General features: G+C 72.1%; 28 protein-coding genes. 7 read left to right on the top strand and 21 right to left on the bottom strand.

Going from position 1 to position 20,368, the window contains the following annotated elements; all coding sequences use genetic code 11:
- Positions 1-52: 52 nt before the first annotated feature.
- The 5 genes from ACWEN0_RS40500 to ACWEN0_RS40480 form a co-directional block, all read right to left on the bottom strand.
- Entirely contained in the window at positions 53-631 is a 579-nt protein-coding gene (locus tag ACWEN0_RS40500) for an MOSC domain-containing protein (protein WP_451985669.1), read from the bottom strand.
- A gap of 26 nt (positions 632-657) precedes the next feature.
- Positions 658-1,125, bottom strand: a complete 468-nt coding sequence (gene msrB, locus ACWEN0_RS40495) for a peptide-methionine (R)-S-oxide reductase MsrB (RefSeq protein WP_451985667.1) — start codon at positions 1,123-1,125, stop codon at positions 658-660.
- Between the two features lie 176 nt (positions 1,126-1,301).
- The gene (locus ACWEN0_RS40490; protein ID WP_451985665.1) at positions 1,302-1,781 is read right to left on the bottom strand and encodes a hypothetical protein; all 480 of its coding nucleotides are present in this window, start codon (positions 1,779-1,781) and stop codon (positions 1,302-1,304) included.
- 64 nt (positions 1,782-1,845) lie between these two features.
- Positions 1,846-1,989 carry a hypothetical protein gene (locus ACWEN0_RS40485; RefSeq protein WP_451985663.1) on the bottom strand — a complete coding sequence of 48 codons (144 nt, stop codon included), beginning with the start codon at positions 1,987-1,989 and terminating at the stop codon, positions 1,846-1,848.
- A gap of 127 nt (positions 1,990-2,116) precedes the next feature.
- On the bottom strand, positions 2,117-2,962 hold the full coding sequence (locus ACWEN0_RS40480) for a dienelactone hydrolase family protein (protein WP_451985661.1): 846 nt from the start codon (positions 2,960-2,962) through the stop codon (positions 2,117-2,119).
- 74 nt (positions 2,963-3,036) lie between these two features.
- On the opposite strand from ACWEN0_RS40480, the gene ACWEN0_RS40475 reads away from it, so the two are divergent.
- Complete coding sequence (locus tag ACWEN0_RS40475; RefSeq protein ID WP_451985659.1) at positions 3,037-4,020, top strand: GlxA family transcriptional regulator; 984 nt, start codon at positions 3,037-3,039, stop codon at positions 4,018-4,020.
- Here ACWEN0_RS40475 and ACWEN0_RS40470 read toward each other — a convergent pair.
- The gene (locus ACWEN0_RS40470) at positions 3,978-4,484 is read right to left on the bottom strand and encodes a hypothetical protein (RefSeq protein WP_451985657.1); all 507 of its coding nucleotides are present in this window, start codon (positions 4,482-4,484) and stop codon (positions 3,978-3,980) included. The genes ACWEN0_RS40475 and ACWEN0_RS40470 overlap by 43 nt on opposite strands.
- Positions 4,485-4,581: 97 nt before the next feature.
- Here ACWEN0_RS40470 and ACWEN0_RS40465 point away from each other — a divergent pair, with 97 nt between their 5' ends.
- Positions 4,582-5,142: a hypothetical protein gene (locus tag ACWEN0_RS40465; RefSeq protein WP_451985655.1), complete on the top strand. Its 561-nt coding sequence runs from the start codon at positions 4,582-4,584 to the stop codon at positions 5,140-5,142.
- A 62-nt stretch (positions 5,143-5,204) separates the two neighbouring features.
- Here ACWEN0_RS40465 and ACWEN0_RS40460 read toward each other — a convergent pair whose 3' ends face one another.
- The 8 genes from ACWEN0_RS40460 to ACWEN0_RS40425 all read right to left on the bottom strand — a co-directional run bounded on the left by ACWEN0_RS40460 (position 5,205) and on the right by ACWEN0_RS40425 (position 12,483).
- Positions 5,205-5,978, bottom strand: a complete 774-nt coding sequence (locus tag ACWEN0_RS40460; protein ID WP_451985653.1) for a maleylpyruvate isomerase family mycothiol-dependent enzyme — start codon at positions 5,976-5,978, stop codon at positions 5,205-5,207.
- A 95-nt stretch (positions 5,979-6,073) separates the two neighbouring features.
- Positions 6,074-7,582 (bottom strand): hydroxysqualene dehydroxylase, encoded by a 1,509-nt coding sequence (locus ACWEN0_RS40455; RefSeq protein ID WP_451985651.1) that lies wholly within the window; start codon positions 7,580-7,582, stop codon positions 6,074-6,076.
- Complete coding sequence (locus ACWEN0_RS40450; RefSeq protein ID WP_451985649.1) at positions 7,579-8,295, bottom strand: methyltransferase domain-containing protein; 717 nt, start codon at positions 8,293-8,295, stop codon at positions 7,579-7,581. The genes ACWEN0_RS40455 and ACWEN0_RS40450 overlap by 4 nt, the downstream gene beginning before the upstream one ends.
- Positions 8,292-8,609 carry a lycopene cyclase domain-containing protein gene (locus ACWEN0_RS40445; RefSeq protein WP_451985647.1) on the bottom strand — a complete coding sequence of 106 codons (318 nt, stop codon included), beginning with the start codon at positions 8,607-8,609 and terminating at the stop codon, positions 8,292-8,294. The genes ACWEN0_RS40450 and ACWEN0_RS40445 overlap by 4 nt, the downstream gene beginning before the upstream one ends.
- Entirely contained in the window at positions 8,609-8,950 is a 342-nt protein-coding gene (locus tag ACWEN0_RS40440) for a lycopene cyclase domain-containing protein (RefSeq protein WP_451985645.1), read from the bottom strand. The genes ACWEN0_RS40445 and ACWEN0_RS40440 overlap by 1 nt, the downstream gene beginning before the upstream one ends.
- Before the next feature lies 1 nt (position 8,951).
- A complete protein-coding gene (locus ACWEN0_RS40435) occupies positions 8,952-9,899 on the bottom strand; it encodes a phytoene/squalene synthase family protein (RefSeq protein WP_451985643.1) in 948 nt (315 codons plus the stop codon).
- On the bottom strand, positions 9,896-11,407 hold the full coding sequence (gene crtI, locus ACWEN0_RS40430) for a phytoene desaturase family protein (RefSeq protein ID WP_451985641.1): 1,512 nt from the start codon (positions 11,405-11,407) through the stop codon (positions 9,896-9,898). Before crtI ends, ACWEN0_RS40435 begins: the two co-directional genes overlap by 4 nt.
- Positions 11,404-12,483 carry a polyprenyl synthetase family protein gene (locus ACWEN0_RS40425; RefSeq protein WP_451985639.1) on the bottom strand — a complete coding sequence of 360 codons (1,080 nt, stop codon included), beginning with the start codon at positions 12,481-12,483 and terminating at the stop codon, positions 11,404-11,406. Before ACWEN0_RS40425 ends, crtI begins: the two co-directional genes overlap by 4 nt.
- 153 nt (positions 12,484-12,636) lie before the next feature.
- On the opposite strand from ACWEN0_RS40425, the gene ACWEN0_RS40420 reads away from it, so the two are divergent.
- Both ACWEN0_RS40420 and ACWEN0_RS40415 read left to right on the top strand, forming a co-directional pair.
- A complete protein-coding gene (locus tag ACWEN0_RS40420; RefSeq protein ID WP_451985637.1) occupies positions 12,637-13,647 on the top strand; it encodes a DUF5914 domain-containing protein in 1,011 nt (336 codons plus the stop codon).
- A 92-nt stretch (positions 13,648-13,739) separates the two neighbouring features.
- Positions 13,740-14,165, top strand: coding sequence for an ATP-binding protein (locus ACWEN0_RS40415; protein ID WP_451985635.1), 426 nt, complete (start codon positions 13,740-13,742; stop codon positions 14,163-14,165).
- On the opposite strand, the gene ACWEN0_RS40410 is transcribed toward ACWEN0_RS40415, so the two are convergent.
- The 7 genes from ACWEN0_RS40410 to ACWEN0_RS40380 all read right to left on the bottom strand — a co-directional run bounded on the left by ACWEN0_RS40410 (position 14,140) and on the right by ACWEN0_RS40380 (position 17,489).
- Positions 14,140-14,511, bottom strand: a complete 372-nt coding sequence (locus ACWEN0_RS40410; protein ID WP_451985633.1) for an STAS domain-containing protein — start codon at positions 14,509-14,511, stop codon at positions 14,140-14,142. The two genes, ACWEN0_RS40415 and ACWEN0_RS40410, sit on opposite strands and share 26 nt — an antisense overlap.
- A 219-nt stretch (positions 14,512-14,730) precedes the next feature.
- Positions 14,731-15,141: an STAS domain-containing protein gene (locus ACWEN0_RS40405; RefSeq protein WP_451985631.1), complete on the bottom strand. Its 411-nt coding sequence runs from the start codon at positions 15,139-15,141 to the stop codon at positions 14,731-14,733.
- 158 nt (positions 15,142-15,299) lie between these two features.
- Positions 15,300-15,560 (bottom strand): hypothetical protein, encoded by a 261-nt coding sequence (locus ACWEN0_RS40400; RefSeq protein WP_451985629.1) that lies wholly within the window; start codon positions 15,558-15,560, stop codon positions 15,300-15,302.
- Between the two features lie 26 nt (positions 15,561-15,586).
- On the bottom strand, positions 15,587-16,060 hold the full coding sequence (locus ACWEN0_RS40395) for a DivIVA domain-containing protein (RefSeq protein WP_451985627.1): 474 nt from the start codon (positions 16,058-16,060) through the stop codon (positions 15,587-15,589).
- Positions 16,057-16,491, bottom strand: coding sequence for a DUF6292 family protein (locus ACWEN0_RS40390; protein WP_451985625.1), 435 nt, complete (start codon positions 16,489-16,491; stop codon positions 16,057-16,059). Before ACWEN0_RS40390 ends, ACWEN0_RS40395 begins: the two co-directional genes overlap by 4 nt.
- 78 nt (positions 16,492-16,569) lie before the next feature.
- Positions 16,570-17,013, bottom strand: coding sequence for an Hsp20/alpha crystallin family protein (locus tag ACWEN0_RS40385; protein ID WP_451985623.1), 444 nt, complete (start codon positions 17,011-17,013; stop codon positions 16,570-16,572).
- 107 nt (positions 17,014-17,120) lie between these two features.
- A complete protein-coding gene (locus ACWEN0_RS40380; RefSeq protein ID WP_451985704.1) occupies positions 17,121-17,489 on the bottom strand; it encodes an STAS domain-containing protein in 369 nt (122 codons plus the stop codon).
- A 142-nt stretch (positions 17,490-17,631) separates the two neighbouring features.
- Here ACWEN0_RS40380 and ACWEN0_RS40375 point away from each other — a divergent pair, with 142 nt between their 5' ends.
- From ACWEN0_RS40375 to ACWEN0_RS40365, 3 genes are all read left to right on the top strand, one after another.
- Entirely contained in the window at positions 17,632-18,630 is a 999-nt protein-coding gene (locus tag ACWEN0_RS40375; RefSeq protein ID WP_451985621.1) for an AraC family transcriptional regulator, read from the top strand.
- 96 nt (positions 18,631-18,726) lie between these two features.
- Positions 18,727-19,206, top strand: coding sequence for a hemerythrin domain-containing protein (locus tag ACWEN0_RS40370; protein ID WP_451985619.1), 480 nt, complete (start codon positions 18,727-18,729; stop codon positions 19,204-19,206).
- Positions 19,207-19,383: 177 nt separating this feature from the next.
- The gene (locus tag ACWEN0_RS40365; RefSeq protein ID WP_451985617.1) at positions 19,384-20,349 is read left to right on the top strand and encodes a TIGR03557 family F420-dependent LLM class oxidoreductase; all 966 of its coding nucleotides are present in this window, start codon (positions 19,384-19,386) and stop codon (positions 20,347-20,349) included.
- Positions 20,350-20,368 lie beyond the last annotated feature (19 nt).

The following is a 20,368-nucleotide window of genomic DNA, read 5'->3' as shown; positions in this document are numbered from 1 at the left end:
CTCCTGCAGATGTGGACGACCCGATCGAAGCCGTGGGCGACCTCCAGGACTGTCAAGGCCGAAGGGGCTTCGACGGCCGTCGCGGTCGCGGATTCGGTGCACCCGGGTGCACCACGGTGAGGGTCGCGGGGCCGACCCGCAGGACTCCGTCGTCCAGCGGGGCGCAGCGCACGCCGCCGCGCCCGCGCAGCCCGCGGAACGCGCCGGGCGCCAGCACCACGTCCATCCAGGCGCACGGGTGGGCCGGGCGGTAGGCCTGGAACCGGACTTCGCCCGCGCCGGAGTCGAGGCCGAAGACGGCGCCGGTTCCGGCCAGCTCGTCTACGGGAAACCCGCGCACGACGATGTTGCGTCGCGGCAGGTGCGGGTCCGGCACGGCGGCGAGGCCGAGGTCGCTCGCGAGCACGTCGAGCGACTCGGCGGCGAAGAGGGTGACGGCGGCCCGGCGGTGAGCGGCCTGGTTGAAGTAGCGGTCACCGACGAGCCCAAGCCCGGCGCGCACGGTCACCTCGTCGCGCTCGACGGGTTTCGGGTCGGGCCGCGGGCCGTCCGCCGGACGGCCTTCGAAGGCGTGCGCGGGGGAGACCTGCAGCGCGACGATCTCCACCGGGGTCTCGCGCGGTTCCTGCATGGCTCTCCTCGAACGCGCCGGTGACCTCACTTGCCGTCGGTGTCGCTGGTGAACAGGGTGCGGTAGTCGCCGTAGCCCGCCTCGTCCAGGTCGTCGAGGTGGACGAACCGCAACGACGCGGAGTTGACGCAGTAGCGCATTCCGCCCTTGTCGAGCGGGCCGTCGTCGAAGACGTGGCCGAGGTGGCTGTCCCCGTGCAGCGAGCGGACCTCGGCCCGGATCATCCCGTGGCTGAAGTCTTCCCGCTCGACGACGTTCGCCTTGACGATCGGCTTGGTGAAGCTCGGCCACCCGGACCGGCTGTCGTACTTGTCGACCGAGGCGAACAGCGGCTCGCCCGACACGACGTCGACGTAGATGCCCGGCTCGTGGTTGTCCCAGTACGCGTTCGCGAAGGGACGTTCGGTGCCGTCCTGCTGGGTCACGCGGTACTGCTCCGGATCCAGCCGCGACACGGCGTCCGGATTCTTGTGGTAGTTGGCCTGCTGGGGCACAGCTCTCCCTTCCCCGCCTTGCGGCGCGAAGCTGGGGCACCAGGTGAAACGCACCTGGACGTGCAGCGGTATAGACGTGCGGCGTACCCGCCCTATTCCGCTGGGCGGCCGTGTCATTCTTTCTTAAGGAATGGCTGAACACGCTCGACCTGGCTGCTCCGCGACGTCCTGCCGGCTCAGCTCGCGGACGGAAGCCAGTCGTCCGTTTCGCGGTGGCGTCCAAGCCCGACGGCGTCGAACTCGTCGAAGTACTCACCCTTGACAGCACCGAGCCGCCGGAGCGCTTGGGAGATGGGGCTGCCACCGTCCGGTGTCGGCTCGGTTTCGGTCGAATGCACGGGACCGAGCACTACTTGACCCCCTTCCCAGACTTGCGCGGACTGGGTCCCGCGTCCACCGAAGTAGTCGGCTTCGACGTAGGCGATGGGACCGTTCGCCGAGCAAGCGGCCAGTGCGTTGCCGAACCCAGTGGGTGCTTTCCAGAACCCGTCGAGCTCGGCCGCTCCGACGGCGGTGACCGCATCGAACAACCCGTCGGTCATCGGCACCAACGACAAGTGCTGGCCGAGCGGGACTGTGCAGGTGCCCTCGATCGAGTCCGTCAGCGTTCGGAGCACAGGCTCGGCCGCAACGACCGCCTGCAAGTAGTACCCCATGTCCTTCAATGTCTCCAGGCTGATCGCTCGGGTTCTGCCGGGCCTAAGCTGAGCGACGCGGCGGTCAAGTGAACTCGTTGTCACTCTCGTAGTAGTCGACGGGGAACCCTTCCGCAGTCAGGAAAACGTCGAGTTCGGCGACCAGATCATCCTTCGCCGCACCGGACTCGAACTTCGCGCCGCTCGCCTTGCCAACCGGGAAAGTCAAGGATGTCAACAAAACGAACGAGACCTCGGCCTACCGCGAAGCTGGTGATGCCGCGTGCTTTCGTGCCAAAGACGAAAAAGGGGTTGCGTTCGCACCGGACGACGACCTCGGCTCTGGGAGCAAAGCGTCAATGCGTTTCCTGCTCCTGCGGACCGGCCTGGCCGAGCCGCTCGGCGAGGAACGCCAGGATCTCGTCTCGGGCGCGCAGCGTGGGGTGGCCCTGCCGGTCGACGAGGTGGGCCGTGACGACGCTGTGGGGGCAGCCGACGACGTCGCGGAAGAACGGGGGTGGCTCGGGGTTGGCCGTCTCGCCCGGGATGACGCGTCCGTCGAACGCGTCGCCCAACAGTGCCCGGTAGGCCGCGAACCGCCGGCCGGTGCACCACCGGTCGTTGTCGAAGCGGTAGGCCAGCACCTTCAGCCCGTCACGCTCGATGCGCTCGCGCACCCTCGCGGCGTCCTCGTCGCTGAGCTCCAGTCCGCCGGGGTCGTCCAGCGGCAGCGACGGATGGTTGACCACCGGCGCGATCACGGCCGGTTCAAGGGTCATGGTGAGCGCGAAGTTGCCGGTGAAGCACAGCCCGATCGCCCCCACACCTGGCCCGCCGCACTCGGTCTGCGCCGTCCTCGCCAACCCGCGGAGCCAGGCCGTGATCGGGCTCGTGCCGCCACCGGCGAACGCGCGGAATTCGGCGCTGACGCAGGCACGGCGGACGACCTTCTGCCCGTCGTCGGCGGTGGGGTAGGCGCCGTCGGCGCCGAACAGGGACGGAACGTAGACCGTGAATCCCGCGTCTCGGATCCAGCACGCGAACCGGAGGAGGTCCGGGCTGATGCCGGGCATTTCCGGCATCAGCACGACCGCCGGGCCGGACCCGCCGACGTAGACGGTCTTGCCGATGCCGCCGACCTCGAAAAGTCGCTTCGAGAAGTCGACGAGAGCGTCGTCCTTTTGCGGTTCGGTAATCGCCATAGCGGCATCGTGGAGCTGGAGTGGCCGGTTCGGCCAGTGGCGAGATCGCCAGATGTACGGGTAATCTCGCCACCATGGTGGCTCCGCTTCGGGTCGGTGTGCTCGCCTATCCGGGATGCTTCGCGTCGGAGGTCTTCGGGGTTCCCGACCTCCTCACCATGGCCGCGCACATCGCCGCGCCCGAGGATCCGCCGTACGACGTGTCGATCCTGTCGCCGCGGCGGCGCGTGGTCGCCTCGGGCGCCGCGCCGATCACGGTCGGGCCGGTGCGGCGGGTCGACGTCCTCGTCGTACCGGGGTTCGAGCTGCACCCCGGACTCGACCTGGACGCGACACTCGCGTCGCTCAAACCGGAGATCGAAACCATCAGAGCCGGCTCGCGGTCGGGAGTCGCGCTGGTTTCGATCTGCGTCGGCGCGTTCCTGCTGGCGGAGGCCGGCCTGCTCGACGGGCGAGCGTCGACGACGTCGTGGCTGTTCGCCGACCGGCTGGCCGCCCGTTGCCCCGGTACCGACGTCAGACCGGAGAAACTGGTGGTCACCGACAGCGGCGTGACCACGACCGGCGCGTTCAGCGCGATGTACGACTTCGCCCTCGGCCTCATCCGCGAGCACTACGGCAGCCGCGTCGCCCGCGCCACCGCGCGCATGGCGCTCGTCGACGACGCCCGGCCCAGCCAGGCCCCGTACGTCGACGCGGACCTGTTGCCGGCCACCGGAAGCCGGTTCTCCCAAGGTGTCAAACGGTGGCTGGACCAGAACATGCGCGAGCGCTACGACCTCGGGCTGCTCGCCGCGACCTTTCACGTCAGCACCCGAAGCCTCCTGCGGCGGTTCCGCGCCGAAACGGGCCAGACCCCGCTCGGCTACCTGCAAGGGGAGCGGGTGCGCAGGGCGAAACACCTGCTCGAGACGACGGAGCGGACGGTCGCCGGTATCGCGGCCGAAGTTGGCTATCGCGATCCCGGGGCGTTCAGCACGATCTTCACCCGCCTGACCGGGCACCGGCCGCGCGACTACCGCGCGATGTTCAGGCCACCCGGCGAACCCACCTCCTGACGCACGGAACGGAGGGGCCGGACTGTTCCGCGCCAGGCCCTCCGGAGACCTTCCAGTTCGTGCCGGGGAAACGGGCGACCCCAGCTGGTCCGGTAGCCGTCTTCGCCCAGGTCGTGGGCGACGGTGTCGAAGGCCCTGAGCACGGTTCTGGCGAGCCTGGTCGTCGACTGTTCACTTTGCCAGAGCAGCCTTCCCTCGTGCTCGGGTGTCTTCCAGTCGGCTGCTTCGACGAGGCGGATCGAGACCGTGCTCACGCGACGATGGAACGACCAGCGGTACACGGTGGGTTCGGCCTCGAACTCGGCCTTGGTGCGGGTCTCGTGGAGAATGATCCCGGCGACGGCCCTCAGCAGCTGCTCGGAACCATCGGTGACGTAGGACGCGAACGCCTCGGCGCTGGTGTGCTCGTCCTCGACAGTGCAGAGGGCCCAGCCGTGGTGCTTGATCGTCCAGGTGAGTCGCACGTCCGGCATTGTGACCGGACGCGCAGCCCGTCGTCATCCGATTACTGCTGTGGCCACCTGGCCCGGGGGAAGGTTCTGTGTGAACGGAGGGGTGGACATGGAGTCGTCGGGAGCATTGCTGCTGAGACCGTCGGTCCGGGGCCAGTTGTGGGCACTCGGCGTACTGACCGGGTTCCTCGTGTTCGAAGTCGTCATCGCGGTGCGGGGCTTGCTGGCGCCGTGGCTGGCGATCGCCTGCCCTGCGGTGTTCGTCGTGGTGCTGGGGATCGGCATCGTGTCGCTGGTGCGGCACCGCGGGAGGCCGTGGCTGCTGCGCTGCGGACCGGATGGGGTCGAGGCGCGCGGGTTCGAGACGGTGCCTTGGTCGGCGCTCGCGCAGGTACGGATCAGCCGGCTTCGGCCGCTCTGGCTACACCCCGTGATGTCAGGTCGTCAGCGAGTGGTGGCGTTCGTGCCCCGGCCAGGAGTGCGCGTGCCCGCGGTCGCGGTCTTCGGTCCGCTGTCCCGGCGCACGTCCTCGAGCCGGGCTGCGCGGTGGCAGACGAGAAACTACGGCAGCCCTTTCGTGGTGTTCACCCAAACTGTCGACGCGACGCCTGAAGAGATCTCCGAGGCGATCCGGAAGTTGACCGACGTTCCGGTTGCGGCACGCCCATGATCAGAGCACTCGATCAGTGGCATGAGCTGGTAAATGACGACCGGAAGTAGCGGGCGCAGTGGTTACGCGTCCGGGTTCCAGGCCCCGAGTTGCTTCACCGGCTCGATGTCGCCGGTGATTTCCAAGCCGTCGAGCGGGAAGCGCTCGTAGAAGCAGAGGACCAGTTCGCTCGCTGATCCTCGCATCGCCGTGTCGCCCGGCTCGGTGCCGTCGGCGAGGTCGTCGCAGCGGACGCCGCTTGCGTTGAGGGTCAAGCGCCAGGAGCCGCCCTCGGTTGCGTGTACGTCGATGGTTGCCGGTGTGTACGGCCAGGGGACCGTCGTTGCCGAGACGGTCCTCAGGAACTCGTCGACGCCGTCGGCCGCGACGTCCGTTGGCAGTGGCAGCGCGGCGCCCTGGGTGAGCTGGGCGTCGTAGGTGTGGACGGCGATTTCCTGGAGCTGGTGCCGGGCCACGGCTGCGCTGGTCTGCGGCGACTGCGAGCGGTCCCACCAGGTCCAGCAGCCGCGGTCCGGGCCGGCCGCGCGCACTGCGTCGAGCATGAGTTCGGTCGACTCGGCGAGCCAGACGTCCAGTGCGCCGCGGTCGCGTGGTGCGGTCGGGGCGCCCTTGGGGTCCGTCTTCGCCGGGGGCTCGGCGCCCGGGCCCGCCGCGACGATGACGGCCTGGCGGCGGCGGCCGTCGCCGATGTGCTGCGCCAGTTCTCGCAGCGTCCAGTCCGGGCAGGTCGGCACCTGGACGTCGAGGTCGGCGGCGGTCGCGATCGCGGCGCGGAACGCGGCCGCGCGGTCGTCGATCAGCCGCAGCACCTCGGAGAACTCCACACTGTTGTGCACGTCGGTGGTGTATCACGGCGCTCCTGGTGCCGGGTAGCGAATTTCCCGGACGAACGGCGGCGCCCAAGGAGGCGTCGCTCGGAGCAACGGGGACGTCAACCGTCGCTGCGCGCGGCCAGGCGGTCCAGCAGCGCGATCCTTCCGTGGTTGGGGACCGAACGCAGGGCGTGGCCGGCCAGGCCCCAGCGGTGCAGCAGAGTGTTCGCGGCCGTCCAGCCGGTGGTTGCCGCGCGTTCCATCAGGGCTACCGGCAGGTCGATGCGGATCGTGTCGCCCGCCAGGACCAGGCCCGGCTGGGGGGTCGCGACCGTGGGCCGGTCGGCGAAGCCGCCCACCGGGAACAAGGGGCAGTCCTCGCGCACCAGGGTTTTCGAGCCGATCACTCCGGCGTCGGCCGTTTCGGGGTAGAGGCGGTGCAGGAGGCGATCGAGATCGCGGGTGACGGCCTCGGTGTCGTCGCCCGCGGCGTACGCGTGCAGCTCGACGACTGAGCCGTGGCGGCGGGAGGCCCACCGGCCGGCCTCGCCCTCGTACCGGTCGAGGACGCTGATGTTGTCCAGCGGGCGCAGGCCTCCGGTGCCGAGGAAGGCCTGGCGGGTGGCGTCCACCGGCCGGTCGAGCCACAGCCGGCGGACGACGAACGGCGGGGCCGTGCGCAGCCGGGCGATCGCGGCTCGCCAGTCCTCGGTGCCCAGGCCCGGCGAGGCGGCCACGATCTGCCGCAGCCCGGGGACGTCGCACGCCAGGACGACGGCGTCGAAGAACTCGCCGTCGACCAGGAACCCGCCTGGGCGGAGCTCCACCGCGGTGACCGACACACCGGTACGGAGGTCGGCGCCGCGGGAGGTGAGGTGGTCGGCCAGCGGATTCCAGAGCGCTTGGGGGAACGGTTCGGTGGGAACGTCGAAGAGCAGGCCCTCGGCGGAACCGAGGAAGTACAGGTGGAACATCGTCGCCAGCTCGGCGGCCGACAGTTCGCCCGGGTCGGCGAAGAAGCTGCGGGAGAACACGTCGAACGCCAGATGCCGCGCCGCGGCGGGGAAGTTGATCGCGCTCAGGAACGTCGCCGCGTCGACGTCGTCGAGCTGGTCGTAGACGCGGGGGACACCGACACCGGCCAGGGGCAGCGCGCGCCGGCCGTCCAGGCGCAGCAGGTCGCGGGCCCGGAAGGTGGGGCTGCGCAAGGCGAACGCCAGCGCGTTCAACGGCGGGGTGCGCGGCAGGCCGGCGAAGGTGTCCGTGCGGCCGAGCGCGTCGATCAGCGGGTAGTCCGGCACCGCCGTGAGCCGGCGCAGGCCCGGGTCCGTGCGGGCGAGCAGCGCGCGGAGGTTGTAGTACTGGCGGAAGAACGCGTGGAAGCCGCGGCTCATCGTGACCTCGGTGCCGTCCGGGAGGCGCTCGCCCCAGCCGCCCACCCGCCCGCCGAGGTAGCGCTCGCGTTCGAACACCGTGACCCCGACACCGCGCTCGGCGAGGCCGGTCGCGGCGGTCAGCCCGGCGATCCCGCCGCCGACGACGGCGGCACGGGGACGGCGGTCGAGCGCACCGGCGTCCGGAAGGCCCGAAGGCGCGGGGTGGACCTCGGCGCGACGGTCGCGGCTCACGGGCGGGTGCCCAGGACGGTGTGGACGATCCCGCGCGACCAGCCCGGCATGGTGCCCGTGCGGACGTCGGTGAAGCCGGCGCGGGTGAGGCGCGCGCAGAGGTCGGCGAGCCCGTCGAAGGCGAGCACGCTGCGGTGCAGGTGCCGGTACAGCGTCGCGTCGCCGGTGGCGAGCCGGCCCAGCGGGATCACGACGGCGCCGCACACCGCGGTCCACACCCAGCGGGCGCGCCGCGAGTCCCGCACCGAGTACTCGTGCAGCGCGATGCGCCCACCCGGGCGCAGCAGCCCGTGCAGCTTCGCCAGCTGCGCGTCCGGATCGGCGAGGTTGCGCACCAGGTAGGCGGCGAAGATCGCGTCGAAGGGCTCCTCGGCCGTCAGGTCCTCCACGGGCGTGTGGACGAACTCGACTTCCGCCGGCCACCGCTTCGCCCGCGCCCGGGCCAGCATCCCGGCGGACGCGTCGATCGCGGTGACGCGGGCGCCGGGCGCGACCCGCAGCAGCGCGGCGGTCGACGCGCCGGTGCCGCAGCCGGCGTCGAGGACCCGCAGCCCGGCACCCCCGTCGGGCAGCCCGAGCCGCCGGGCGGAGATTCGCAGGTGGCGGTGGTAGCCCGGGTTGGCGCCGACGAGCCGGTCGTAGGCCGCGGCACCGCCGTCGAACGCGGACGGTACTTCGGCGCGCGGCAAACCGTTGCGCGGCAACGGGCTCATGCACTGTCCTTTCGCGACTTCCCGCGTTCCCACAGCAGCAGGACCGCGGTGACCAGGGCGTAACCGAAGAGGAAGTCCTCGACGGGGATGTCCCAGGGGAACCGCCACCCGGTGATGCCTTCGGGGGAGTACCGGACGATCGGCGCGGAGAGTTTGGTCAGCCAGCCGTCGACCGGAACCTGGAACGCGGTCACGATGGCCATCGTGACCCAGTACGCGGGCCGGCGCAGCAGCCCGGTCCGCAGGAGGAGCACCTCGGCGGCGACCACGACGAGCACGGCGGCGACGGCGGGAACCGTGTAACCCCAGGGCATCAGCGCGACACCCGCTGCCGGAGCAGCCGCGCGGCGACCCGGCCGGTCAGCTGCACGGCTTCGTAGGTCAGCAGCCCGCACACCGGGACGACCACGAAGAACAGGACCTCTTCCAGCGGGATCCCGAGCGGCGCCCGCACCCCGGTGACGAACGCGGGCGCGAAGTCCCAGACGCCGGCGGCGATCGCGATGGCGTCCCAGACCAGGAACACCGCCGCGACCGGCAGCACCGCCCGCGCCACCCGCCGCGGGCGCCGCCAGACGCGGGCCCCGGCCAGTTCCAGGGGCAGCGTCACGACGACGCAGGCGGCGAGGACGAGCAGGTACTCGAGCTTGCCCACGTCAGGCCACCGCCCCGGGGTGGCGGCGTCGCGCCCACTGCGCGCGGACGAGCGCGTCACCGGCCGCGAGCGCCCGGCGGTACCGCGGCACGCGGGCGCGGCCGCGGAAGACGTCGAAGTCCGCGGCCTCGATGCGGTCGAGGATGCCGCCGTAGAGCCGGTACGCCGTCGCCACGCACGGCCGGGACGCCGGGTGCAGCATCGCGATGCCCGGCTCGGCCTCGGCGTAGATCCGGCGGGTCCGCGCGACCTGAGCGGCGAGCGCCCGCCGGACCCGGGGATCGGGTTTCCGGGTGCGGGCGCACCACCGCAGCCGGTCGCGGTCGACGCCGTCCGCGGCGAGCTCGTCGGCCGGCAGGTAGACCCGGCCGCGGTCGAGGTCTTCGGCGACGTCGCGCAGGAAGTTGGTCAGCTGGAACGCCTTCCCGAGCGCGGCGGCGCGCGGGGCGGCGTCCGCGCGGGCGACGACGGTGCCCAGCACCGGCAGCACCTGCAGCCCGATCACCTCGGCCGAACCGTGCACGTACTCGTCGAGCGCGGCCCGGGTCGGGTAGGCGGTGACCGTGAGGTCCATCCGCATCGACGCGAAGAAGGCGCGGAAGTGCGGCTCGGAAATCTCGTAGCGGGTCACGGTGTCGAGCACCGCGGTCAGCAGCGGGTCGTCGCTGTGCCCGGCGGAGAGCTCGGCGAAGAACCGCCGTTCGACGTCGTGCAGGGTGGCGGCGATCTGCTCCGGCGTGGCACCGGGTGCCGGCTCGTCGACGAGGTCGTCGAGCCGGCGGGCGAACGCGTAGAGCGCGTGCACCGCCGGACGCTGCGCGGGCGACAGCATCCGGGTGGCGAGGAAGTAGGTCCGGCCGTGCCGGGCGTTGACCTCGCGGCAGCGCCGGTAGGCCTCGCGCAGGCCCGGATCGGTGATGCCGGCGGCGTCGAGTTCGCGGCGCGTCACCGGGCTCCCTCCGCGGCGAGGCGGCCGCCGGTGACGGCGGTGCGGCGGGTGCCGGTGATCCGGTCCGCGGCGAGCCGGCCGGAGAGCAGGACCGTCGGGACGCCGACACCGGGCACCGTCCCGCCGCCGGCCAGCACGACGTTTTCCGTGCCGGGCGGCAGGTTCCGCGGCCGGAACGGTCCGGTTTGGCCGAACGAGTGCGCGTAGCTGAACGGCGTGCCGGCGACCAGTCCGCGCCGGGCCCAGTCCGCCGGGCTCAGGACGTAGGACCGCTCGGGGGTGAAGCCGGGCAGCAGGCGGGACCGGACGTGGTCGAGGATCTCGTCGGCGTACCGCCCGGCCTCGACGTCCCAGTCGTACGGTCCGCGTTCGAGGTTCGGGACCGGCGCCAGGATCGAGAACAGCTCCTTGCCCGGCGGGGCCAGCGACGGGTCGGTCGCCGTGGGGCGGGTGACCAGCAGGGACGGGTCGCTCATCCGCTTTCCTTCGGTGATCAGCTCGCGGAACGTCGAGCGCCAGCCGTCGCCGAAGGAGATCGTGTGGTGCCCGAGCGACGGGTCGGCGCGGCCGCCGGCGTGCAGCACGAAGGCGGACGGCGCCGGGCGCAGCGGCACTGGCCGCCGCGGCGTGCGGCCCAGCAGCCGGTAGCTTTCGTGCGGTTCGGTGGTCAGGACGACGGCGTCGGCCTCGATCCGGTCGTCGCTGGTGTGCACCGCGGTGACCCGCGTTCCGCGGCGTTCGAGCGCGGCGACGGAAGCGCCGAAGCGGAACTCGACCCCGGCGCCGGTCGCGGCCTCCGCCATCGCCCGCGGGATGGCCGCCATGCCGCCTTCGGGGAAGTACACGCCGCCGACGGTGTCCATGTAGGAGATGACCGCGTACAGCGCGAGCGCCCGCATCGGTGATTCGCCCGCGTACAACGCCTGGAAGGTGAAGACGCGCTTGAGCCGCTCGTCGGTCAGGAAGGCGCCGATCCGGTTGTCCAGGCGCCGGAACCCGCCGAGCGCCACGAGCCGGGCGAGGCCGGGGGAGAGCAGCCCGAGGGGCGAGTCGAAGTTGGCGGCGACGAACCGGTCGAACTCGGTGCGGTACAAGCGGGTCAGCCAGGCGCGCAGCCGCCGGTAGCCCGCCGCCTCGGCCGGGCCCGCGAAGTCCCGGACGGCGTCGGCCATCCGGTCGCCGTCGGAGTGCACCGGCAGGCTCGAGCCGTCGGCGAACCGCGCGGTGTAGGCGGGGTCGAGCCGGGTCAAGCGCAGCCGGTCGGCCAGGTCCGCGCCCACCGCGGCGAAGGCGTCGCCGAGGATCTCCGGCATGGTCAGCACGGTCGGGCCGGTGTCGAGCCGGTAGCCGGCGCGGTCCACCCGCCTGGCTCGCCCGCCGGGCGCGGGGTCGCGTTCGAGGACGACGACCGAGCGGCCCCGCCCGGCCAGGTGCAGGGCGGCCGACAGGCCGGCCAGCCCGGCGCCGACGACCACCACCCGGTCGGTGCGGCCGGCGACCGTCCTCATCGGACCCGCTCGGTGCAGCGCAGGGCCAGCGTCGTCAGCGCGTCCGCCGGCCGCTGGGGGAGGCCGGCCAGGTCGAGCACCTCGAGCGCGTGCCGGACCCGGTCGTCGACGAACTTCTCCAGCTGGTCACGCGCGCCGGTCGCGGTGATCAGCCGCTGCCAGCGCCCGATCGCGGCGGCGTCGACGACGTCGAGGGCCAGCAGTTCGGTCAGCTCGGCGCGGTGTTCCCGGCCGGCCAGCTCGGCCGCGAGCACGACCACGGTGGACGCCTTCCGCTCGCGCAGGTCGTCGCCGACCGGTTTGCCGGTGACGGCCGGATCGCCGAACACCCCGAGCAGGTCGTCGCGGAACTGGAAGGCTTCGCCGACCAGGCCGCCGTAGGTGCCGAGCGCCGCGCGGACGCGCTCGCCGCAGCCGGCCAGCGCGGCGCCGAACTCGAGCGGGCGGCGCACGGTGTAGTTGCCCGACTTGCGGCGCACGACATCGAGGACCTCACCCCACGCGGGCAGCGCGCGGGCGTCGTTGACCAGGTCGCCGAGCTGACCGACGGCCAGCTCGGAGCGCAGGTGGTCGTAGACCGGCCAGCCGCGGGCGAGCACGTCGGCGGGCAGGCCGCTGCTCCGCAGGAGCTGCTCGGACCAGACGAGGAACAGGTCGCCGGCGAGGACCGCGGCCGACTCGCCGAACCGCTCAGAGGAGCCGCCGAGCCCTTCTGCGGCGTGCCAGCGGGCGAACGTGACGTGCAGGGCCGGGCGGCCGCGCCGGCGTTCGGAGCCGTCCATGACGTCGTCCTGGGCCAGCGCGAAACAGTGCAGCAGCTCGAGCGCGGACGCGGCCCGCAGCGCCGCCTCGTCGTCCGGCTCGCCGCAGCACCAGCCCGTGTAGGCGAACAGCGGCCGCAGGAACTTCCCGCCCGCCACGAACTCCGGCAGCGCCGTGCCCGCCGGGGTGGCGGCGCGCCCGGTGAAGTGCTCCCGCACCCGCTCGCCGACGAAGTCCCGCACGTCGCCCGCGCACTTCCGGCGCAGTTCGGCCAACCATGCGGTGGTCACGTCGGCGTCGGCGATCACGGCCATCCAGGCTCCTTATGTCGACGCCAGTAATTCGATGCACGATCGATGCATCTCGTCCTCGCTGTACCCTGCCACGCCTGAGTTAAACGGTCACTCCCGCAAAAGGGTCGCCCCAGCCACCGTGCACATTCGTTGCGAAGCCGCCACGATGGTCCAGTGAACGTCAGTCAGCGCGCCGCCGCACTCTGGCCGCGGCGGTGGCCCGTCCAGCCGTTCCGCGAGCCCCGGTGGGCCCGCCAGGAACCGACCTATCAGGACTGCTCACCCGCGCTCATCGAGGCCGCGGGCAAACGCGCGTCGGCGCGCCCGTCCGGCAACTGGTTCGTCCTCGGGGCCAGCCGCTCGGTGCGGCCGGACCGGCCGTTCGGCGTGACGGTCGGCGGCCGGGAGCTCGTCGCGTGGCGCGACCGCGACGGCGGGGTCCACGTCGGCCCCGGCGCCTGCCCGCACCTCGGCGCGCCGCTCGCGGAAGCCCGGCTCGACCGGGGTGAGCTGGTCTGCCGGTGGCACGGCCTGCGCCTCGGCGGGGACCGCTGCGGGAGCTGGGCTCCGATCCCGGCGCACGACGACGGCGTGCTCGTCTGGGCCCGTCTCGACGCGGTCGGGCGCGAGCAGCCGACCGACCGGCCGGTGGTCCCGGCCCGGCCAGGCGGGGCTACGCGCATCGACGCCGTCGCGACGCTGACCGGCGTCTGCGAGCCGGAAGACGTCGTGGCGAACCGGCTCGATCCGTGGCACGGCGCCTGGTTCCACCCCTACTCCTTCGCGCGCTTGAAGGTCGTCTCGGCACCCCAGGGCGCCGACGTGCCCGAGGACGACGACCGGTTCGTGGTCGAAGTGACGTTCCGGCTCGCCGGGCGGTGGGGCGTGCCCGTCGTGGCCGAGTTCGGCTGTCCCGAGCCGCGCACGGTCGTCATGCGGATCGTCGAAGGCGAAGGCGCGGGCAGCGTCGTCGAGACGCACGCGACGCCGCTGGGCCCCGGCGTGGACGGGCGCCCCCGCACCGCGGTGATCGAGGCGACGATCGCGGCCTCGGAGCGGGCCGGCTTCGCCGTCGCCGCCAAGCTGGCCCCGGCTATCCGCCCGCTCATGCGCCACACGGCGGCGCGGTTGTGGCGTGACGACCTCGCCTACGCGGAACGCCGCTACAGCCTGCGCGTCTCCTGACGGGCCGGCTCGTGCATGTGCCGGGCCGGTGGTGGGTAATACCGCTGCAGACCGGTCGGGGGACCGGTCGTGCGAAACGATGGGGGGACCGGATGTCCGCTGACCAAGCCGAGACCGTCGGCGACAGAACGGCCGTGCTGGCCTATGAGGTCGCCGACGACGTCACGGAGCTGGCCCGGGTCCGCGCGTGGGCCCGGCGCGCGGTGGACGACCTGACCGAGCCGGACCGCGTCGACGTGATCGCCGTGCTGGACGAGCTGACGTCGAACGCGCTGCGGCACGGGTCGCCGCCGCGTCAGGTCCGGCTGGTGCGCCGCCCCGGCCGGCTGCGGATCGAGGTGGACGACACCAGCCCGGACGCCGCGGCACCGCGCTCCCCGTCGAGCACCGGCGGCCGCGGGCTCACCCTGGTCGGGGCGTGCTCGGCCGCGTGGGGCCAGGAGCGGCGCAGCACCGGCAAGACCGTGTGGGCCGAGTTCGAGCCGCGCCGGCTCAGTGGATTTCGAGCACCTGGCTGAACCGCAGCGGGAACAACGTGATCGTCCGGAGCGCGGGACTCCCGGCGGGAACCGTCACGGCGCAGGCGATTCCGCGTTCCCTGGCCCGCTGGTAGCCGTGCTCGATCGCGGCGAGGCCCGCCGCGCCGAGGAAGTTCACCTCACCGAGGTCGATCACGAGCCGGGTCAGCGTGCTGTTGGCGCGGGATTCCAGCAGCTCGGCCAACCGCGGAGCGCCGGCCGTGTCGATGTCGCCGCTCACTTCGACGACGGCGGTGCCGCCGGCCGGGCGGCGAACGGTCATCCGCAGCTCGGACGGCAGCGGAATCGCGGGACGGACCGTGGGGGGTTCGAGGTGGATCGTCATGGCGGCCTGCTTTCGTCGGCCACACCCTAGGTACAACGCTGAAGTGCGATCGCGGCGAACAAGGGCCGCGCGACAACGGATGCCCCGAGCGAGGGGGAACAGGTTTCGGCCGTTGTCTCGACCGGTCCACTTCCCACCGTAGAACATCGAGACCGCGCGTGCCACCCCCGGGCCGCGGATCCACTGTGGACTCCGGCTGCGCTCCTGGCGTCGTGACGGTCAGTGGTCGGCGTTCCAGCAGGCGTTCGCCTCGCTCAGGAACCACGTGCGGCTGCCCGCGGTCATCGCCGCCGAGCGGGTGCGGTAGCAATCCAGCACGGCGGCGAAGCCGGTCGCGTCGAGCACGTGGCGCACGGTGTGGCGGTCCCCGGTCACGACCCGCAGCCGGGTCGTGCCGACCGCGTCGTGGGACAGCCGGATCGAGCGCGCGCCGGCGACGGACAGGAACGACAGCTCGGACAGGTCGAGCACCAGGACTTCGGGCCGGGTGGCGGTCATGTGCACGAGCGCGCTGGTGAGCTTCGGCGTCGTCCCGATGTCGAGCTCGCCGGTCAGCTTGAGGGCCACGATGCCGGTGCCGGTTTCCAGGCGCACGATCCGCAGGCGTTCCGGCTCGAACGAGATGCTCACCCGCCGCCTCCCGACTCGGCTGTCAGTACACACCACGACCGCTGAAGGGACTGCCAATCTACCCCGTCGGCTCCGATGCCAAAACCGGGGCCGGGATTCGGGTCCCGTCCTCGTCACCACTGGCAGCCCGTCCCGGGCGCGGCACTCCCGCCGGCGCGTCACACCAGGTGGGCGGCGCCGGTGACGGCGGCGAGGACGGCATCGGCGTCGAGGTGCGGGTCCCACAGCTGCGTGCCGACGACGTGGGCCAGCTTCCGGCGCCGGTGTTGTTCGGTGTCGGTGAGCGCGACGTCGGTCGGACGGCCGTTCTTGACGGCGTGCACCGCCCGGGTCACCAGGATGGCTTCCTGCCGGGTGGCACCGATTTCGGCGGCCGTCGCGAAAATCCTCTCCGCCGCCTCGTGCGCGGACTCGCTCATGGCGTTGTCCGAGGTGGTCGCGGACGTCATGCCGCGGCGAGGCGTTCGCCGCGGACTGCGGGTTCCGGTTCGTCCGCGAGGATGTGCTCGGCGCGGGCGAGGTAGTCGTCGATCGCGCGCAAGCGGGCTGCGGTGCGCCGTTCGGCCGTCTTGGCGAGCCGAAGGACGGCGTCGGCGCGTTCGCGCGCGGTGGCGACGATGGTGTCCGCCTCGGCACGGGCCAGTTCGAGCATGCGCCGGACCCGGTCGCCGACGGCCGCCGGGTCGGCCGGGGCGCGGACGACGCGGTCGAGGTGAGCGCGCAGTTCATCCGCCTCGGCGCGAGTGCGCTCGAGGAGCCGGGCCAGCGTTTCGGCTTCGGCGAGCGCGGCGTCGCGATCGAGTGTCAGCAGCCGGATCTCGTCGTGCAGGTCGGCGAGGTGTTCGTCGACCTGCTCGCGGTCGTAGCCACGCACGGCGAGGGCGAAGCTGACCGGGAGTGGCAGGGCGGGGGAGTTCACGCCGTGCTCCTCTCGGCGAGGAGAATCCGCAGGTCGGTGAGCGTGCCGGCGGAGCGGAGGGCGGGCGGGTCGAGCCGGCCGAGGCGATGGTCGTCCTCGCGCAGCGCCGTCAGGAACCGGGTGATGTCCGCGGGGGCCGGGGTGACCGTGGTGCCGCCGAGGTAGCGGAGCACGATGAGGTCTTCACCGGAGTGGGTCTCGATGGCGGCGGCCCAGCCGTGGACCTCGTCCCACAGCAGGGCGACGTCGCGACCCGGGTAGGCGGGCAGGTGTTCGTCGAGGGCGATGTAAGCGGATACCGGACTGTCGTGGTCGACGGTGCAGGACTCGAGCCCGACGCCGACGGCGGTGGTCACGTCGGCGAGGTAGGACTGCAACTCGGTGAAGGCCGGGTGGGGGTGGCCGGTCGGGATGCCCAGCGATGCGGTCACGGGTGGAGATGCCTTTCTGGGACAGCGTGCCGCGCAGGACCGGCTCGGGGTTACCGGTCCTGCGCGGACGCGAGGCCGTCAGGCCTGGATTTCCTTCCGGTCGGTGGTGGTCCCGGTGACTTCGATCCGCCGGGGCTTGGCCTTCTCGGCGATCGGGATGCGCAGGGTGAGGACGCCGGCTTCGTAGTTCGCGGCGATGCGGTCGGTGTCGAGGGTGTCGCCGAGGAACAGCTGGCGGGAAAACACGCCGAGGGGCCGTTCGGAGACCTGCATCTGCACGTCGTCGGAGCCGGGTGCGGGCCGCCGTTCGGCCTTGACGGTGAGGACGTTGCGTTCGACGTCGAGCTCGATGGCGTCGGGCGTGATGCCGGGCAGGTCGAAGCAGACGACGAACTCCTCGCCGGCGCGGTAGGCGTCCATCGGCATCGCGGCCGGCTTCGACCACGTGCCGGGCGCGGGGGTGCCGAAGACCTGCTGGGCGAAGCGGTCCAGCTCGCGGAACGGGTCGGTGCGCATCAACATCGGTTCCACCTCCGGATGTCGTTGATCTCTGGTGTCAACACGCACTTATGGTTCTAACACGTCATCCATGTGATGACAAGTGTGATGTCGTCGAAAAGATGACGCATCTACCGGTCGGCGAGAGCCTCGAGGACCGTGCCGTGCAGGGTGACCAGCGACCGCACGCCCGCGACGGTCAGGGGTGAGCCGACGATCCGTTCCGAGCCGACCAGGCGCAGCCCGACGTCGACGCGGCGGAGCTCGGTCGCGATCTGCACGACGACCTGGAGGGCCACCGACCCGAAGGTGGGACGTTCGGTCAGGTCGAGGATCAGCAGGTCGAGAGCGTGGGCCCGCTGGCCGTCGATGACGGCCATCAGCTCGATCCCGGTCCGCGCGTGGAACCCGCCGCGGGGCCGCAGCAGGCGGGCTCCCGGCCGCACGTGGTCCAGGGGCTCGATCAGCACGGGCTGCCTCGTCGACGGGCCCCGGTCCATCAGTTGCACGTCTCTCTCCGTGGTAGCTGCGCCGACCCTCCATTCAACTGCCCGGTGCCGGTCCGGCACAGCCGATTCGCGCGTCACCCTGTCCGTTGCCCGCGTTGGCGGGACCGTGCGGAGAGCGATTACCGTTCGGTTCGTGACGGGCTTGCCGCAGACGGAGCTGTTGCCCGGGCATCCGGTCGCTCGCGCGACGGACGTCGACGAAGCGCACGATGCGGTGACCCGGACGTACCTGCCGCACCGGCTCGAGGTGCTGGACCGCCCGGTCGCCTTGGACATGCGGCTCAACGCGGTCCGGGTGGGTGCGGTGACCGCGGGCTACCTGCAGTACGGGACCGCGGTCCGGCTCGGCACGGTCGACGCCGGCGGCTACCACGTCAACATCCCGGTCCGCGGACGCTGCGAGCAGCGCTGCGGCTCGGCGGAACCGGTGTTCGCCCGGCCCGGACGGGCCGCCGTGTTCATGCCGGGCCACCCGGCCGACCTGCGGTGGGGAGCCGGGTGCGCCCAGCTGTGCCTCATGATCGACCGGTACGAGCTGGACCTGGAGCTGCAGCGGCAGCTCGGGCGGCCGCTGGGCGAGCCGGTGCGCTTCACCACCACGATGGACCTGGCCACCCCGGCGGCGCGGTCGTGGCTCGACGTGCTGGCGCTGCTGGAGCGTGAGGCGGACCGGCCGGGCGGGATCACGCACCACCCCGCGGCGGCCCGGCACCTGCAGAGCCTGGTGATCGCCGGTCTGCTGCTGGCCCAGCCGAACAACTACAGCGACCACCTGCACGCGCCGTCGGCCCCGGCCCCGCCCCGGGCGCTGCGCCGGGCCGTCGAGCTGATCGAAGACGACCCGGGCCGGCCGTGGACTTCGAGCACCCTGGCCCGCGAAGTCTCGGTCAGCGTCCGGGCCCTGCAGGAAGGGTTCCAGCGCTGGTTCACCGTGCCGCCGATGGCCTACCTGCGGGACGTCCGGCTGACCCGGGTGCACGACGAACTCGCGGCGGCCGACCCCGCCGGCACGACGGTCGCGGCGGTCTCCGCTCGTTGGGGCTTCCTGCACGCCGGCCGGTTCTCGACGGCCTACCGCCGCAAGTTCGGCGCCCTGCCCTCGGAGACGCTGCACGGCCGTCGCGCGGTCTGAGCGGGGTTTTCCCTTTCACCGGGCGCTTCTCGCCGCGTCCCCGGGTTGAAGCGCGCGGCGCCGGGTACTCCCGCCGGGACGAAAAGGAGAACCGGGATGTCGACCGACGCGATCGTGCTGCTCAAAGAGGACCACCAAACCGTCGAAAAGCTGTTCAAGAGGTTCGAAAAGGCGGGCGACGAGGCGTTCAAGGAGAAACGGAAGCTCGTCGACGCGATGATCGAGGAGCTGACGACCCACACCTACATCGAAGAGGAGATCTTCTACCCGGTCGCCAAGGAAGCCGTTCCGGACACGCGTGATCACGTGCTGGAGAGCGTCGAAGAGCACCACGTGATGGTGTGGCTGATGGCGGAGCTGCGGGACCTGGACCCGGAGGACGAAACCTTCGACGCCAAAGTCACCGTCCTCACCGAAAACGTGCGCCACCACGTCGAGGAAGAAGAGGACGAGTGGTTCCCGCAGGTGCGCAAGGCGCTGGGCCGCAAGCGACTTCAGGAGGTGGGCCAGCGGATGCTCGACGCCCGCCCGAAGGCGCCCAAGGACCCGTTGAAGATCGCCAGCGCGCACGCTTGAGCGGGGCGACGGCGGCCGCGCAGGGTGGCTGGGCTCGCTCGTCCAGGACCAGGCCGCTTCCGGGCTCGGTCAGGCGATCGGACAGCGCGCCCAGCCTCCTCACCTCGCGCGCGGCGCCCGGCGGCGATGCGGGCAAACCGCGGGTGTGCGCCCGGGCCGGCGGGGTACCCGGCGGTCATGACGTCGATCGGCTACTTCCTGTCCTGCGAGCAATACGGCCCGCGTGAACTCGTCGCCCAAGCCCGCGCGGCCGAGCGGGCGGGGTTCGAACGGCTGTGGATCTCCGACCACTTCCACCCGTGGAACGACGCACAGGGCCAGAGCCCGTTCGTCTGGTCGGTGATCGGTGCGCTGTCGGAGGCCGTCTCGCTGCCGGTCACGACGGCGGTGACGTGCCCGACCGTCCGGATTCACCCGGCCGTGCTCGCGCAGGCCGCGGCCACCGCCGCCGTGCAGCTGGACGGGAGGTTCGTGCTGGGCGTGGGCTCGGGGGAGGCGCTCAACGAGCACATCCTCGGGGACGCCTGGCCCTCGGCCGGGCAGCGGCTCGAGATGCTGGAGGAAGCCGTGGAGGTCATCCGCCTGCTGCACGCGGCGGGAGCGCGCGGTGAGGCCGTGAGCCACCACGGGGTGCACTACGAGGTGCAGGACGCGCGGATCTACACGATGCCCGCGGAGCCGGTGCCGATCTACGTGTCCGGGTTCGGGCCGCAGGCCACCGAGCTGGCCGGGCGCATCGGCGACGGCTACTGCACGGTCGTGCCCGACGCCGGCCTCGTCCGCACGTTCCGCGAGTCCGGCGGCGGTGACAAGCCGGTGCAGGCGGGCATGAAGGTCAGCTGGGACGCCGACCCCGAGGCGGCGCTGGACCAGGCGCACCGCCTGTGGGCCAACGATGCGCTGCCGGGCCAGCTGGCGCAGATCCTGCCCCGCCCGGAGGACTTCGAAGCGGCCACCACGTTCGTCCCGCGCGCGGACGTCGCGGAGGCGATCGTCTGCGGCGACGACCCGAAGGCCCACGCGGAACGGGTGCGCCAGTACGTCGACGCCGGGGTGGACGAGATCTACGTGCAGCAGGTGGGCCGTGACCACGAGAGCTTCTTCAGGGGCTGGCAGGAGTACGTTCTGCCCGAGTTCCACTGAGGACAGACCGGTTCGAGCC

Source organism: Amycolatopsis sp. NPDC004378, from assembly GCF_053602455.1.
Note: the sequence above shows the minus strand (reverse complement) of the source record. Positions and strands in the feature narration are given on the sequence as shown.

Excerpts from the sequence above, each read along its gene's own strand:
- ACWEN0_RS40465 (WP_451985655.1), top strand. The coding sequence starts at position 4,582 with ATGGAGTCGTCGGGAGCATTGCTGCTGAGACCGTCGGTCCGGGGCCAG.
- ACWEN0_RS40500 (WP_451985669.1), bottom strand. The coding sequence starts at position 631 with ATGCAGGAACCGCGCGAGACCCCGGTGGAGATCGTCGCGCTGCAGGTC.
- ACWEN0_RS40445 (WP_451985647.1), bottom strand. The coding sequence starts at position 8,609 with ATGCCCTGGGGTTACACGGTTCCCGCCGTCGCCGCCGTGCTCGTCGTG.
- ACWEN0_RS40385 (WP_451985623.1), bottom strand. The coding sequence starts at position 17,013 with ATGTTGATGCGCACCGACCCGTTCCGCGAGCTGGACCGCTTCGCCCAG.
- ACWEN0_RS40450 (WP_451985649.1), bottom strand. The coding sequence starts at position 8,295 with ATGAGCCCGTTGCCGCGCAACGGTTTGCCGCGCGCCGAAGTACCGTCC.
- ACWEN0_RS40415 (WP_451985635.1), top strand. The coding sequence starts at position 13,740 with ATGTCCGCTGACCAAGCCGAGACCGTCGGCGACAGAACGGCCGTGCTG.
- ACWEN0_RS40490 (WP_451985665.1), bottom strand. The coding sequence starts at position 1,781 with ATGGGGTACTACTTGCAGGCGGTCGTTGCGGCCGAGCCTGTGCTCCGA.
- crtI (WP_451985641.1), bottom strand. The coding sequence starts at position 11,407 with ATGAGGACGGTCGCCGGCCGCACCGACCGGGTGGTGGTCGTCGGCGCC.
- ACWEN0_RS40370 (WP_451985619.1), top strand. The coding sequence starts at position 18,727 with ATGTCGACCGACGCGATCGTGCTGCTCAAAGAGGACCACCAAACCGTC.
- ACWEN0_RS40380 (WP_451985704.1), bottom strand. The coding sequence starts at position 17,489 with ATGGACCGGGGCCCGTCGACGAGGCAGCCCGTGCTGATCGAGCCCCTG.
- ACWEN0_RS40365 (WP_451985617.1), top strand. The coding sequence starts at position 19,384 with ATGACGTCGATCGGCTACTTCCTGTCCTGCGAGCAATACGGCCCGCGT.
- ACWEN0_RS40425 (WP_451985639.1), bottom strand. The coding sequence starts at position 12,483 with ATGGCCGTGATCGCCGACGCCGACGTGACCACCGCATGGTTGGCCGAA.
- ACWEN0_RS40475 (WP_451985659.1), top strand. The coding sequence starts at position 3,037 with ATGGTGGCTCCGCTTCGGGTCGGTGTGCTCGCCTATCCGGGATGCTTC.
- ACWEN0_RS40480 (WP_451985661.1), bottom strand. The coding sequence starts at position 2,962 with ATGGCGATTACCGAACCGCAAAAGGACGACGCTCTCGTCGACTTCTCG.
- ACWEN0_RS40400 (WP_451985629.1), bottom strand. The coding sequence starts at position 15,560 with ATGAGCGAGTCCGCGCACGAGGCGGCGGAGAGGATTTTCGCGACGGCC.
- ACWEN0_RS40410 (WP_451985633.1), bottom strand. The coding sequence starts at position 14,511 with ATGACGATCCACCTCGAACCCCCCACGGTCCGTCCCGCGATTCCGCTG.